Raw genomic sequence first — 12,634 nt, 5'->3', positions numbered from 1 at the left:
CTTTTTGCTTTGTGTCATTTAACCTTCGCCGAATGCCGGCCAATAAAAAAGGCGCCCGCAGGCGCCTTGTTATCCTGGCCGGTTCGAGGCTTAGCCCAGCACCAGACCCGCGATGGAAGCGGACAGGATGCTGACCAGCGTAGAGCCGTACACCAGCTTCAGGCCAAAGCGTGACACCACGTTGCCCTGGTGTTCGTTCAGGCCCTTAATCGCACCGGCCACGATGCCGATGGAAGAGAAGTTGGCGAAGGACACCAGGAACACCGACAGGATCCCCAGGCTGCGCGGCGACAGCTCGGCAGAGACTTTCTGCAGTTCCATCATGGCCACGAATTCGTTGGAAACCAGCTTGGTGGCCATGATGCTGCCAACCTGCAGGGCTTCGTGCTTAGGAATGCCCATGATCCAGGCGAACGGATAGAAGAAGTAACCGAGGATTTCCTGGAAGCTCAGGCCGAAAATGGCGCTGAACACACCGTTGAGCGCGGCGATCAGGGCGATGAAGCCAATCAGCATCGCGGCGACGATAATCGCTACTTTGAAGCCCGCCAGGATGTATTCACCCAGCATTTCAAAGAAGCTCTGGCCTTCGTGCAGGTTGCCGAGGTGCAGCTCTTCTTCTTTATTGGTGTCGTACGGGTTGACCAGCGACAGCACGATAAAGGTGCTGAACATGTTCAATACCAGCGCCGCCACCACGAATTTGGCGTCCAGCATGGTCATATAGGCGCCGACGATGGACATGGAAACCGTAGACATCGCGGTCGCCGCCATGGTGTACATGCGCTTTTCCGACATCTTGCCCAGGATATCCTTGTAGGCGATGAAGTTTTCGGATTGCCCCAGGATCAGCGAGCTGACGGCGTTAAACGACTCCAGCTTGCCCATGCCGTTCACTTTCGACAGCACGGTGCCGATAATGCGGATGATGAACGGCAGCACCTTGATGTACTGCAGAATACCGATCAGCGCCGAAATGAAGACGATCGGGCACAGCACCTTCAGGAAGAAGAACGCCAGGCCTTTGTCGCCCATGCCGCCGAACACGAAATCAGTCCCTTGTCCCGCAAACCCGAGCAGTTTGTCAAACAGCGCGGCGAATCCTTTTACGAAGCCCAAACCCGCTTCCGAATGCAGGAAAAAGTAGGCCAGCAGTACTTCGATAACCAGTAGTTGAATAACATAGCGAATGCGGATGCTTTTACGATCGCGGCACACCAACAGGGCCAGGATCGCTACCACCACTATCGCCAACGCAAAGTGCGCAATATGGGACATGTTTGCTCCAAATTTGAGGCAGGCTGAATTTCGGCTGTCATTTTATGTAACGCTACGTTTAAAAACGAGACTTCTATTGCAAATATGGAAAATCATAGTGGGAGTTCTCCTAAAGTGTTGCGCAAAAGCATAAAAAATCAAGATGTTAAAGCAGCAATAGGAAATTCGTATTCTTGTGCTAACCTGTCTTTCAGGGGTATTGCAGCCAAAATCCCATCAGAAAAGCACGGAAATCGGCAAGCTCCCCGCTGAACCCTTCGATAAAACCGTTAATGTTGGCTATTACAGAGATAAGTTTTACCGCTCTAAATGCGCTTGATAATTATTATCATTTATATAGAGTGGAGATAAACGTAATTTCAGTAAGGGTTCAACATATGCTGAACAGTCGCGTGGTTGAAACCACCTCCGGTCGCTCCGCCAGAAAAATCAAACTCTCGCTCATGGGGCCCGCCTTCATCGCCGCTATCGGCTATATCGATCCCGGCAACTTCGCCACCAACATCCAGGCCGGCGCCTCATTCGGCTACAGCCTGCTGTGGGTGGTGGTTTGGGCCAACGTGATGGCGATGCTGATCCAGCTGTTGTCTGCCAAGCTGGGCATCGCCACCGGGAAAAATCTGGCCGAGCATATTCGCGATCGCTTTCCGCGGCCGGCGGTGTGGGCCTATTGGGTACAGGCGGAGATCATCGCCATGGCGACCGATCTGGCCGAGTTTATCGGCGCGGCGATCGGCTTCAAGCTGCTGCTCGGCGTCTCTCTGTTGCAGGGCGCAGTGCTGACCGGCATCGCCACCTTTTTAATTCTGATGCTGCAAAAACGCGGGCAAAAGCCGCTGGAGCTGGTGATCGGCGGCCTGTTGTTGTTCGTCGCCGCCGCCTACATCGTCGAGCTGGCGTTCTCCCAGCCGCAGTTGGCGCCGTTGCTGAAGGGCATGGCGCTGCCCGATTTGCCTAACGGCGATGCGGTATTCCTGGCTGCCGGGGTATTGGGCGCCACCATCATGCCGCACGTGATCTATCTGCATTCGTCGCTCACCCAAATCGGCGGCGAGCACGACAAGGCGGAACGCTATGCCGCTACCAAAGTCGACGTCGCCGTGGCCATGACCATCGCCGGTTTCGTCAATCTGGCGATGATGGCCACCGCCGCCGCCGCGTTTCATTTCAGCGGCCACAGCGGCATCGCCGATCTCGACGTGGCTTACCTGACGCTGCAACCGCTGCTCGGGCACGCCGCCGCCACCGTGTTCGGCCTGAGCCTGGTGGCGGCCGGCCTCTCTTCTACCGTGGTCGGCACGTTGGCGGGGCAGGTGGTGATGCAGGGGTTCGTGCGTTTCCATATTCCGCTGTGGCTGCGGCGCGCGGTGACCATGCTGCCGTCGTTTATCGTCATCATGTTGGGGATGGATGCGACGCGCATTCTGGTGCTGAGTCAGGTGCTGCTCAGCTTCGGCATTGCGCTGGCGTTGGTGCCGCTGCTGGCTTTCACCGGCAATCGGGCGCTGATGGGGGAAATGGTCAACGGCCCGCTGGTGCAAAACCTGGGCAAGCTGATCGTGCTGGTGGTGGTGGGATTGAACGGCTACCTGCTGATCGGCAGCGTGCTGTAAGCAAAAACAGTGCGGGCCGGCGTTGCGCCGGCCCGTCGTCGTTAATCGCGGTCGTCATCGCCGTGGCGGCGCCAGCGATCGCGGTCATGATCGTGGTGGTGCTTTTTCTCTTTCTTCCAGTGGTGCTTATCGTAGTGTTTGTCGTATTTACGATAGCGTCCTTCATGGTAGTAATAGTGTTTACGCCAGTAGTCGCCATCGCGCCAGCGATAGCCGTCCCAGTAGTAACCGCGACGGCTGCGGTCGCCGAGATAACGCCCCTGATGGCCTTGCCACCAGTCGCGATCCCGCCAATCGTAACCATCCCAATAGCGGCCGCGGTTATCCTGATCGCCGATGCGCAATGAAACGCCCGGCATCAGATCGATGCTGATCCCTTCGGCATGCGCCTGCTGTGCGGCGGGCAGTACCGTCGCCGCCAAAATGGCGGCCAAGAGCAGAGGTTTAAACATGGCTTCTCCTTCCCGCTTGCGCGGCCTGGCCGTTTGTCACTTTATGAAGCGCGTTCATCAGTTTAAAAGCGGCCTTATCGTTATTTTTGCTGCAATATCGCCATCATAGCGCCGGCGCATAGGGTTGAATCTGAGAGCCACTCTGAAAATGATACAGGAGGTTAAGATTTGAGATTTTTCTGGGGTAGCGCCGCTCGATTGAACGGCGGAATTTGTAAACGATTACAATAAGATTGTCTCGATCTGCGCGAGCTCTTCTTCACTAAAGTGACGATTGGCCAGCATGCCCACCGCGTCTTCTATCTGCGCATTCTTGCTGGCGCCGATCAGCACTGAGGTAACGCGATCGCCGCGCAGCACCCAGGCCAGCGCCATCTGCGACAGCTTCTGCCCGCGTTGCCGCGCCAGCGCATCGAGGCGGCGCACCTTGTCCAGTCGCTCGGCGGTCAGCTGCTCCGGCTGCAGGAAGCGGCTGCCGCTGGCGGCGCGAGAATCTTGCGGTATGCCGTGCAGGTAGCGATCGGTCAGCAGTCCGCCCGCCAGCGGCGAGAAGGCGATAGATCCGACGCCATGTTCCTCCAGCGTATCCAGCAACGCCGTCTCCGGCCCGCGTTCCAACATCGAATACTTTGGCTGGTGGATCACGCACGGCGTGCCGAGCCGCTGCAGAATGTCGAACGCCTGTCGCGCGCGCTCGGCTGGGTAGTTGGACAAACCGACATACAGCGCTTTGCCCTGGCGCACCAGCAGATCCAGCGCCGCCATGGTTTCTTCCAGCGGCGTGTCCGGATCCGGCCGATGATGATAAAAGATATCCACATACTCCAACCCCATGCGCTTCAGGCTCTGATCGAGGCTGGCGACCAGGTACTTTTTCGAGCCCCAATCGCCGTAGGGGCCGGGCCACATGGTGTAACCGGCTTTGGATGAGACGATCAGCTCATCGCGCCAGGCCCGTAGATCGGCGTTGAGAATGCGGCCAAAGTTCTCCTCGGCGGCGCCGGGCGGCGGGCCGTAGTTATTGGCCAGATCGAAATGGGTAATGCCGCGATCGAAGGCGCAGCGGATCAGGCCGCGGGCGTTGTCGTACAGCGTGGCGTCGCCGAAGTTGTGCCACAGCCCGAGTGAGACGGCGGGCAGCTTCAGCCCGCTGCGGCCGCAGCGCCGGTATTCCATATCTTGATAACGCGAGGGGGAGGCTGGGTAAGACATAGTTATCCTTGTCGGCGAGAGGTGAAGTGCTTTGAGTGTATACGTTTTCACCTCGCGCTGCCGCGGGAGGGATCACGGCGCCGGCATGTAACGCCAGGTTGCCGTTCGACGCAGGGGGGATTGTTCGAAATTCGAACGGCATCTTCGATACTTAAGATAATCGCTCCAGTTGCAGACAGGTGATGATCATGACTCAGACCTATACGGTGGCCGATTATCTGCTCGATCGTCTGGCCCAAATCGGCATCCGTCATTTCTTCGGCGTGCCGGGGGATTACAACCTGCAATTTCTCGATCACGTCCTCGCTCATCCGCAAATCACCTGGGTAGGCTGCGCCAACGAACTGAACGCCGCCTACGCAGCCGATGGCTATGCGCGCTGCAAACCGGCGGCCGCGCTGCTCACCACCTTTGGCGTCGGCGAGCTGAGCGCGCTGAACGGCGTGGCCGGCAGCTACGCCGAATACCTGCCGGTGATCCACGTGGTCGGCACACCGGCGCAGCGCGCCCAGCGCGCCGGTGATTTGCTGCACCATTCGCTGGGGGATGGCGACTTCACCCACTTCGCCCGGATAGCCAAAGAGGTGACCGTCGCGCAGGCCGACCTGACCGCCGACAACGCCGCGCTGGAGATAGACCGCCTGATCGGCGCCGCCTTGCTGGAGCATCGCCCGGTTTACCTGATGTTGCCCAGCGACGTCGCGCAGGCGCCGCTGCCGAATAAACCGGCGCCGCTGATGCTGCGTCAGGCCAAACTGTCGCAGAGCGCATTGCAGGCGTTTATCGCCGCAGCGCGCGAAAAGCTGCTGTCGGCGCGGCGGGTGTCGCTGCTGGCGGACTTCCTCGCCGATCGCTTCGGCGCTGAAGCGGCGTTGGACGAGTGGCTGCAGGAGGTCGATATGCCGCACGCGACGCTGCTGCTCGGCAAGGGTGTGCTGGACGAGAACCGCGCCGGTTTCGTTGGTACCTACTGCGGCGGCGCCAGCGATCCGGCGGTGAAACAATTGATCGAAAACGCCGATGTGGTGATCAACGTCGGCGTACGCTTGACCGACACCATTACCGCCGGTTTCACGCATCATCTGCCGGTGGAAAAATGCATCGATATTCAACCGTTCGAAGCCTGGGTCGGGCGGCGGCGCTTTAGCCGCATTCCGATGCGCGAGGCGGTGCAGGCATTGCACCGCCTGAGCCTGTCGCTGGCGTCGCGTTGGCCGTTGCCGCCGATCGTCCGCCCGGCGCTGCCGGAAGGCGATGGGGAACGGCTGGATCAGCACGCCTTCTGGCGGCAGATACAGGATTTCCTGCGGCCGGGGGATATCGTGCTGGCCGATCAGGGCACCGCCTGTTTCGGCGCGGCGGCGCTGAGGTTGCCGCGTGGCTGCCGCCTGATCGTGCAGTCGCTCTGGGGATCGATCGGCTATACCCTGCCGGCGACGTTCGGCGTGCAGACCGCCGAACCGCAGCGCCGGGCAGTATTGCTGATCGGTGACGGCGCCGCGCAGTTAACCGTGCAGGAACTGGGATCGATGCTGCGCGACGGGCTTAAACCGGTGATCTTCGTGTTGAACAATCAGGGGTATACCGTTGAGCGCGCGATCCACGGGCCGGAGCAAAGTTATAACGACATCGCGCGCTGGAACTGGACGCAGTTGCCGACGGCGCTGGCCGGTGAGCGGCCGGTGAAGGCGTTGCGGGTCAGCGATCCGGACGGATTGCGTCAGGCGTTGCGCGAGGTAGCGGACGACGAGCGGCTGGCCTTCATCGAAGTGATGCTGCCGAAGATGGACATTCCGGAACTCCTCGATACCGTCTCTCGCGCTATTCAGGCGCGCAACGCCGCCGCTTAGGGCAGGGTGTCGCCCAGCAGGCGCTCCAGCATCCAGAACCCCGCCGGGCCCGGCGGGGTCAGTTTGGACCATACCGCATCCACCGAAATCAGCTTTGGCCAGCCGCGCGGCCGCAGCTGGGTGAGTCTGCCGTGGCCGTATTGCTGCACCAGCCAGTGCGGCAACACCGCCCAACCGAATCCTTGTTCCGCCATCTCCAGCAACAGCAGATAGCTGGGCGCCGACCAGACCAGGCCACCCTGTCTGGCCGCCTCGGCGCCGGTGTAGGTATTCAGGATCAGCTGGCGGGTGCTGGACAACTGCTCCGGCGTCGGCGCGGCGACCTGGGCCAGCGGATGCTGATGGGCGACGAACAGCCCCATTTCGGTCTGCTCAGGCAGCCGGGAGAAGGCGATATCCGGCGGATAACTTTTTTGCACTTCCACCATGCCCAAGTGCGCGCGGCCGCTTTGCAGCAGATCGATGACGTCGCCTTCCTCGGCGATCATCCATTCCAGCTCAATTTCCGGGTAGCGCTGTTCGAACAGCTGCATCAACCGATCGTGATGCTTGGGCTGGTAGGTATCGGAAAACACCATGCTCAGGCGCGGTTCAACCTCGCCCGCCAGCTGAATGCTCAGGGCGTCGAGCCGTTCGCTGGCGGCGAGGATCTCCTGCACGTGCCCCAGTACCTTGCGGCCGGCGGCGGTGAGCACCGGTTGGCGCGCGCTGCGATCGAACAGCGTCAATGCCAGGTCGGCTTCCAGATTGGCGATGGCGGTGCTGACGGTGGATTGGCTTTTGCGCAGCTTGCGCGCGGCGGCGGAAAATGAGCCGAGGGCGGCGGCTTCCACGAACGCCTGCAACGCTTCCGGGGAATAGTGCATGATATATCTACTTTATCGATGGAACCTATTTTTAATCTACCCAAAAAAGCGATGATAATCACCTGGCTTTCGCAACAACTGTTGAAAAAAGGTGATGTATGCAACTGCAAAACAAGTCTCTCATTGAACGTATCGTCCACGCCGTCGGTTTCGAGGCCATCGCCGTGATGGTTTGCGCCCCGCTGGGCGCGTGGCTGCTGAACCGCTCAATGGTGCAGGTCGGTGCGTTGGCGGTGATGCTGTCCACCGTCGCTATGCTGTGGAACATGGTTTACAACACGGTGTTCGACCGCCTGTGGCCGGCCAGCCGGGTGGTGCGTAACCTGAAGGTGCGTGCGCTGCACGCCGTCGGCTTTGAAGCCGGTTTTATCCTGATCGGCGTGCCGATCGCCGCCTGGATGCTGAGTATCTCCTGGGCGCAGGCGTTTATGCTGGAAATCGGTTTCTTCCTGTTCTTCCTGCCGTACACCATGGCCTATAACTGGCTGTACGACACGCTGCGCCAGCGCTGGTTCGAGGCGCGCCAGCCGATCAATTCCGGCGCCAAATAAGGCGTCGTCAGACTGACGATTCTCAGGTAAGGTCAGAGGATCGTCGGAAATGCTGAGGAACGAAGGATGAAAGTGTTGGGTCTGCTGGGCGGCATGAGCTGGGAATCCACCATTCCGTATTACCGCACCATCAACGAGCAGGTAAAGGCGCGCCTCGGCGGGCTGCATTCGGCCAAAATCGTGCTCTACAGCGTCGATTTCCAGGAGATTGAGCGCTTGCAGCACCAGGGCGATTGGGACGGCGCCGGCCGGCTGTTGGCCGAGGCCGCGGTGGCGTTGCGCGCCGCCGGCGCCGAAGCCATCGTGATCTGCACCAACACCATGCACAAGGTGGCGGAGGCGGTCGAGCAGGCCAGCGGCCTGCCGCTGATTCACATCGCCGACGCCACGGCGCTGCAGGTGCGGGAGAAAAACATTCGCCGCGTCGGGCTGCTGGGCACGCGTTTTACCATGGAGCAGACCTTCTACCGCGGCCGCCTGCAGGAATTGCACGGCATCGACGTGGTGACGCCGGTCAGCGCCGATCGTGACATCGTGCACCGCATCATCTATGACGAACTCTGCCTCGGCAAAATTCGCGACGCCTCGCGCGACGAGTATCGCCGGATCATCAGCGATCTGGAACAGCAGGGGGCGCAGGGGATTATTTTCGGCTGCACCGAAATAGGCTTGCTGGTGAGCGAGCGGGATGCGTCGGTGCCGGTGTTCGACACCACCGCGATCCACGCCCGCGCCGCCGCGGCGTTCGCGCTGGCCTAATCGTCGTGCGGCGGTTGCCGGCGGTTTACCAGCATCAGCGGTTTGCCCGCCAGCGCCAGCCAGGCGGGCAGCATCACGATGCACAAGACCGGCAGCAGGTGCAGATCCGGCACTACCGCCACCGCCATAAACAGGCTGAGCCAGCCGTCGCGCGTTACCACCAGCACCAGCCCCATGATGGCGCAGGAGACGGTGATCGCCGCCGGCACCGCCGGAACGTGCTGATGCAGCATCAGGCCCAGCGCCGCGCCGACGAACACCGCCGGGAAGATGCGCCCGCCGCGAAAACCGCAGGCGGCGGCGATCACCAGCGCCGCCAGCTTGGTCAGGGTAATGGTCAACAGCGCCGGCACCGAATAGCTGTCGTCCACCGCCAGGCGTTTCATCTCATCCAGCCCCTTGAACAGGGTAATCTCTCCGCCCAACAGCGCCAGCAGCCCCAGCACAAAGCCGCCCAGCCCTAACATCAACACCGGATTCTTCATTGAATGGAACAGGCGGTGAATGTGCGGGAAACACCACAGCGCCACCATGCCGAGCGCGATGGCGATCAGCGCCACGATGGCGCCGCTGAAGATGTCTGGCAGCCGCGTCACGTCGTAGGCGTCGAGCTGCAGGGCGAAATTGGGCACGAAGAACATCTGGGTGGTGACCGCGCCGGCGGCGGCGGCCACCAGCGGGGCGAACAGCCGATCCCACAGCGGCGTTTCGTTATTGCCGGCCAGGGTTTGCGAAAAGATCAGCGCGGCGGCGACCGGTGTGCCGAACATTGCGCCGATGGTGCCTGCCGCGGCCAGGATGATCCAGTCCATGCGCGGCACTTTCGGCAGCAGGCGCGCGCCGGCCGCCGCCGCCAGTGCGATGTTGATGGCGGTGATCGGGTTCTCCGGCCCCAGACTGACGCCGCCGGCCAGGCCGACGATCAGCGCCAACCCCAACCCCGGCAGGGCGGAGAGCGGCAGCGGCATGCCGATCAGCGATTCCGTCGCCGGATCCGGCCCGGCGTGACCCGGCATATAACGCACGATCAGGCCGACCGCCACGCCGGTCAGCGTCAGCATCGCAACCGGCCACCAGGGCGACTGGGCGTCCAGGCTCAGCGCATCGGGCAGCGTCACCCACAGTAATTGCTGCAATGCGGCGGCAATTTTCATCACCAACAGCAGCACCAGACTGGAAGCGGAACCGATAATCAGCGCAGGCAAAGCAAAGGCCAACATGGCATTGGCGCGCGGATGCAGCATGAATAATCCCTTGTCGATGCCTCCCTGCGGGGCAGGGAGAGCGGGTGGTTGGGCAGTGGCCACAGCTTGCCAGACTATCGGCGCGCAGGCACGCATTGATATTGCCCGGCGGCGATGGCGGTTAACAGTCGCCGGGGGGCATTTTTTGCCGCAATTTGTTTCAAATCGCGGCATAGCGGGCAAGCTGAAACGTTTTTTGTGATCCGGATCGCTATTGAGGTGCAGATCCGAGGCGGGTGATTGTTGTTTTCGCAGCAGGATTTTACAGTGTGAGCAGCGTGTTATTTTTCATTTTGCGGAGACGAAATCAATGACCTATGCCCTCGTGGGTGATGTTGGCGGCACCAATGCCCGCCTGGCGTTGTGCACTGTTGCGACGGGTGAGATTACCCAGGCGAAAACCTATTCCGGCCTGGAGTTCGACAGCCTGGAGGCGGTGATCCGCCACTATCTGAAAGCGTGCGATATCGAGGTGCAGGATGCCTGCATCGCGATCGCCTGCCCGGTGACGGAAGACTGGGTCGCGATGACCAACCATAGCTGGGCGTTCTCGATCAAAGAAATGAAGGCCAACCTGGGGTTGAGTCATCTGGAAGTGATCAACGATTTCACCGCCGTCTCGATGGCGATCCCGATGCTCTCGCCGGACGACGTGCTGCAGTTTGGCGGCGGCGATGCGCAGCCGGGCAAACCGATCGCGGTGTACGGCGCCGGCACCGGGCTGGGTGTTGCCCACCTGGTGCAGGTCGATCGCCGCTGGGTCAGCCTGCCGGGCGAGGGCGGCCATGTCGATTTCGCGCCGAACAGCGAAGAAGAAGACATTATTCTGGAGGTGCTGCGCGGTGAAGTGGGGCACGTTTCCGCCGAGCGCGTGCTGTCCGGGCCGGGCCTGGTCAACCTGTATCGCGCCATCGTCAAGGCGGACAACCGCCTGCCGGAGAAACTGGCGCCGAAGGACATTACCGAGCGGGCGCTGGCCGACAGCTGCATCGACTGCCGCCGTGCGCTGTCGCTGTTTTGCGTGATCATGGGGCGCTTCGGCGGCAACCTGGCGCTGAATCTGGGCACCTTTGGCGGCGTGTACATCGCCGGCGGCATCGTGCCGCGCTTTATGGAATTCTTCAAGGCCTCGGGCTTCCGCGCCGCCTTCGAAGACAAAGGGCGTTTCCGCGACTATGTGCGCGACATTCCGGTGTTCATGATAACCCATGGTCAACCGGGCCTGTTGGGGGCCGGCGCGCATCTGCGCCAGACGCTGGGCATGCGGCTGTAAGCCGCGCGGCAGGGCAATAAAAAAGGGGCGCAACCCGCAGGTTGCGCCCCTTGTCGTTTTCGCGGGGTATCAGGCTTTGGCCAGCTCCGCCGCCTGTGCGGTTTCTTCGCTTTCCATTTCCACCGCCTTCGGCGCTTTGATGAACAGCGTAATCAGCAAAGAAGCGGCGGACAGGATGCCAATCACCATGAAGGTGGCGTGGAAGCCGCCGAAGTATTTGGCGACGAACGAACCGGCCAGCGCGCCCAGGCCGAAGCCCTGGTAGATGATGCCGTAGTTTTTGCTGTGGTTTTTCAGGCCGAAGAAGTCGCCGACAATCGCCGGGAACACGGTGATGTTGCCGCCGAAGCAGAAGGCCACCGCGCCGACGCAGATGAAGAACAGCGTGTGGTTCAGGGTCATGAAACTCAGGGCGACAATCGCCAGCACGGTAACCAGCATGGTGAAGCTGATGACGCGCATACGGCCCACTTTATCGGACAGCGTCCCCAGGATGATGCGGCCGGCGGTGTTGAAGATGGCGACGGCGGACACGGTGTTGGCGGCGGTGGCCAAGTCCATCCCGGCCAGTTGAACGCCCATGTCTTTCACGATGCCAATCAGATACAGACCGCTCATGCAGGCGGCAAAGAAGATGGTGAACAGCAGGTAGGCTTCTTTGGTGGCCAGCATCTGGCGCACGCTGAAGTCGTTGCCCAGACCATTGGCGCCTTGCTGTGCGGCGTTGGTCGCCAGCACCGGCTCTTTCAGCAACAGGGAACCGACGACGATCAGGCCCATCACGATGGCACCCCAGTAGAAGAAGGCGCCGGAAACGCCGACGTCAGCGATCAGGGCGGCGTTGACGTATTTGAACAGCAGGCTGCCGCTGCCGAAGGCGCCGACGGAGATGCCGGAAATCAGGCCTTTGTTGGCGGGGAACCACTTAATCAGGTTGGACAGGGTGGAGATGTAGGCGATACCGACCGCAAAGCCCACCACCACGCCAGCCAGCAGGTAAATCATGTCGAGCGAGCTGACGTGGGCGCTGGCGATGAGACCCAGGCCGACCAGAATGCCGGAACACAGCGTCAGATTGCGGATGCCGAAGCGTTCTTGCAGCTTGCCGGCGAACAGCGTGGCGAAGGCCAGGAAGAAGCTGGTGATGGAGAAGGTGGTGGCGACGTCCGCCAGCCCCCAGTGGAACTTGTCGACCAGCGGCTGGTTGAACAGGCTCCAGGTGTAGATGGTGCCCAGACCCATCTGACAGATGATGGTGCCGAGAACGATTAAGCTGCGATTTGCCGGTTTGGTGTTCATGGCCGGTCTCCTTCCTGTGTGTGCGTTGCCGGGCGTGAGCCGTTGGCTGAAATTTGCGGGGTGAATCTGTGTTCCCGCGGTATGGGCTTATTATATGGCCGGCGCCCCCGGCGGGCGGCGGATAGGGAATGAGTTGCACGATGGAAGGAATGAAATGCATTTTATACGGCGTGAGTTGCCGTTTTTGCGCCGAAAAGCGCGTGAAATGCCGGGGGTGACACGTGATCTACATCAAAG

11 protein-coding genes are annotated in these 12,634 nt (G+C 60.9%); 5 read left to right on the top strand and 6 right to left on the bottom strand.

What is annotated here, in order from left to right; translation table 11 throughout:
* Positions 1-90 precede the first annotated feature (90 nt).
* Positions 91-1,278 (bottom strand): NupC/NupG family nucleoside CNT transporter, encoded by a 1,188-nt coding sequence (locus tag ACTJJ6_RS06290; RefSeq protein ID WP_004936373.1) that lies wholly within the window; start codon positions 1,276-1,278, stop codon positions 91-93.
* 377 nt (positions 1,279-1,655) lie between these two features.
* Between ACTJJ6_RS06290 and ACTJJ6_RS06285 the strand changes: the two genes are divergently transcribed.
* On the top strand, positions 1,656-2,891 hold the full coding sequence (locus ACTJJ6_RS06285; RefSeq protein WP_004936371.1) for an Nramp family divalent metal transporter: 1,236 nt from the start codon (positions 1,656-1,658) through the stop codon (positions 2,889-2,891).
* Positions 2,892-2,932: 41 nt separating this feature from the next.
* Here ACTJJ6_RS06285 and ACTJJ6_RS06280 read toward each other — a convergent pair whose 3' ends face one another.
* A complete protein-coding gene (locus ACTJJ6_RS06280) occupies positions 2,933-3,343 on the bottom strand; it encodes a DUF2502 domain-containing protein (protein ID WP_004936369.1) in 411 nt (136 codons plus the stop codon).
* A 222-nt stretch (positions 3,344-3,565) separates the two neighbouring features.
* On the bottom strand, positions 3,566-4,555 hold the full coding sequence (mgrA, locus tag ACTJJ6_RS06275; protein ID WP_016926806.1) for an L-glyceraldehyde 3-phosphate reductase: 990 nt from the start codon (positions 4,553-4,555) through the stop codon (positions 3,566-3,568).
* A gap of 188 nt (positions 4,556-4,743) precedes the next feature.
* Here mgrA and ACTJJ6_RS06270 point away from each other — a divergent pair, with 188 nt between their 5' ends.
* Positions 4,744-6,405 (top strand): alpha-keto acid decarboxylase family protein, encoded by a 1,662-nt coding sequence (locus tag ACTJJ6_RS06270; RefSeq protein WP_028127763.1) that lies wholly within the window; start codon positions 4,744-4,746, stop codon positions 6,403-6,405.
* On the opposite strand, the gene ACTJJ6_RS06265 is transcribed toward ACTJJ6_RS06270, so the two are convergent.
* Positions 6,402-7,271 (bottom strand): LysR family transcriptional regulator, encoded by an 870-nt coding sequence (locus tag ACTJJ6_RS06265; protein ID WP_049300107.1) that lies wholly within the window; start codon positions 7,269-7,271, stop codon positions 6,402-6,404. The genes ACTJJ6_RS06270 and ACTJJ6_RS06265 overlap by 4 nt on opposite strands.
* A 98-nt stretch (positions 7,272-7,369) precedes the next feature.
* Between ACTJJ6_RS06265 and ACTJJ6_RS06260 the strand changes: the two genes are divergently transcribed.
* On the top strand, positions 7,370-7,822 hold the full coding sequence (locus tag ACTJJ6_RS06260; RefSeq protein ID WP_049300106.1) for a multidrug/biocide efflux PACE transporter: 453 nt from the start codon (positions 7,370-7,372) through the stop codon (positions 7,820-7,822).
* Positions 7,823-7,888: 66 nt separating this feature from the next.
* The gene (locus tag ACTJJ6_RS06255; RefSeq protein ID WP_016926810.1) at positions 7,889-8,581 is read left to right on the top strand and encodes an aspartate/glutamate racemase family protein; all 693 of its coding nucleotides are present in this window, start codon (positions 7,889-7,891) and stop codon (positions 8,579-8,581) included.
* On the opposite strand, the gene ACTJJ6_RS06250 is transcribed toward ACTJJ6_RS06255, so the two are convergent.
* A complete protein-coding gene (locus ACTJJ6_RS06250) occupies positions 8,578-9,825 on the bottom strand; it encodes an ion channel protein (protein WP_164053313.1) in 1,248 nt (415 codons plus the stop codon). The genes ACTJJ6_RS06255 and ACTJJ6_RS06250 overlap by 4 nt on opposite strands.
* Positions 9,826-10,135: 310 nt before the next feature.
* Between ACTJJ6_RS06250 and glk the strand changes: the two genes are divergently transcribed.
* Positions 10,136-11,098 carry a glucokinase gene (gene glk / locus ACTJJ6_RS06245; RefSeq protein WP_016926812.1) on the top strand — a complete coding sequence of 321 codons (963 nt, stop codon included), beginning with the start codon at positions 10,136-10,138 and terminating at the stop codon, positions 11,096-11,098.
* Between the two features lie 69 nt (positions 11,099-11,167).
* Here glk and ACTJJ6_RS06240 read toward each other — a convergent pair whose 3' ends face one another.
* Positions 11,168-12,397, bottom strand: coding sequence for an L-lactate MFS transporter (locus ACTJJ6_RS06240; protein WP_049300103.1), 1,230 nt, complete (start codon positions 12,395-12,397; stop codon positions 11,168-11,170).
* Positions 12,398-12,634 lie beyond the last annotated feature (237 nt).

Source organism: Serratia sp. 22278, assembly GCF_052045405.1.
Taxonomy (GTDB): Bacteria; Pseudomonadota; Gammaproteobacteria; order Enterobacterales; family Enterobacteriaceae; genus Serratia; species Serratia marcescens.
The sequence above is the reverse complement of the archived record's forward strand: the minus strand, read 5'-3'. Positions and strand labels throughout refer to the sequence as shown.

Coding starts and splice junctions, on each gene's coding strand:
- mgrA (WP_016926806.1), bottom strand. CDS start 4,555: ATGTCTTACCCAGCCTCCCCCTCGCGTTATCAAGATATGGAATACCGG.
- ACTJJ6_RS06250 (WP_164053313.1), bottom strand. CDS start 9,825: ATGCTGCATCCGCGCGCCAATGCCATGTTGGCCTTTGCTTTGCCTGCG.
- ACTJJ6_RS06255 (WP_016926810.1), top strand. CDS start 7,889: ATGAAAGTGTTGGGTCTGCTGGGCGGCATGAGCTGGGAATCCACCATT.
- ACTJJ6_RS06285 (WP_004936371.1), top strand. CDS start 1,656: ATGCTGAACAGTCGCGTGGTTGAAACCACCTCCGGTCGCTCCGCCAGA.
- ACTJJ6_RS06290 (WP_004936373.1), bottom strand. CDS start 1,278: ATGTCCCATATTGCGCACTTTGCGTTGGCGATAGTGGTGGTAGCGATC.
- ACTJJ6_RS06260 (WP_049300106.1), top strand. CDS start 7,370: ATGCAACTGCAAAACAAGTCTCTCATTGAACGTATCGTCCACGCCGTC.
- ACTJJ6_RS06270 (WP_028127763.1), top strand. CDS start 4,744: ATGACTCAGACCTATACGGTGGCCGATTATCTGCTCGATCGTCTGGCC.
- ACTJJ6_RS06240 (WP_049300103.1), bottom strand. CDS start 12,397: ATGAACACCAAACCGGCAAATCGCAGCTTAATCGTTCTCGGCACCATC.
- glk (WP_016926812.1), top strand. CDS start 10,136: ATGACCTATGCCCTCGTGGGTGATGTTGGCGGCACCAATGCCCGCCTG.
- ACTJJ6_RS06280 (WP_004936369.1), bottom strand. CDS start 3,343: ATGTTTAAACCTCTGCTCTTGGCCGCCATTTTGGCGGCGACGGTACTG.
- ACTJJ6_RS06265 (WP_049300107.1), bottom strand. CDS start 7,271: ATGCACTATTCCCCGGAAGCGTTGCAGGCGTTCGTGGAAGCCGCCGCC.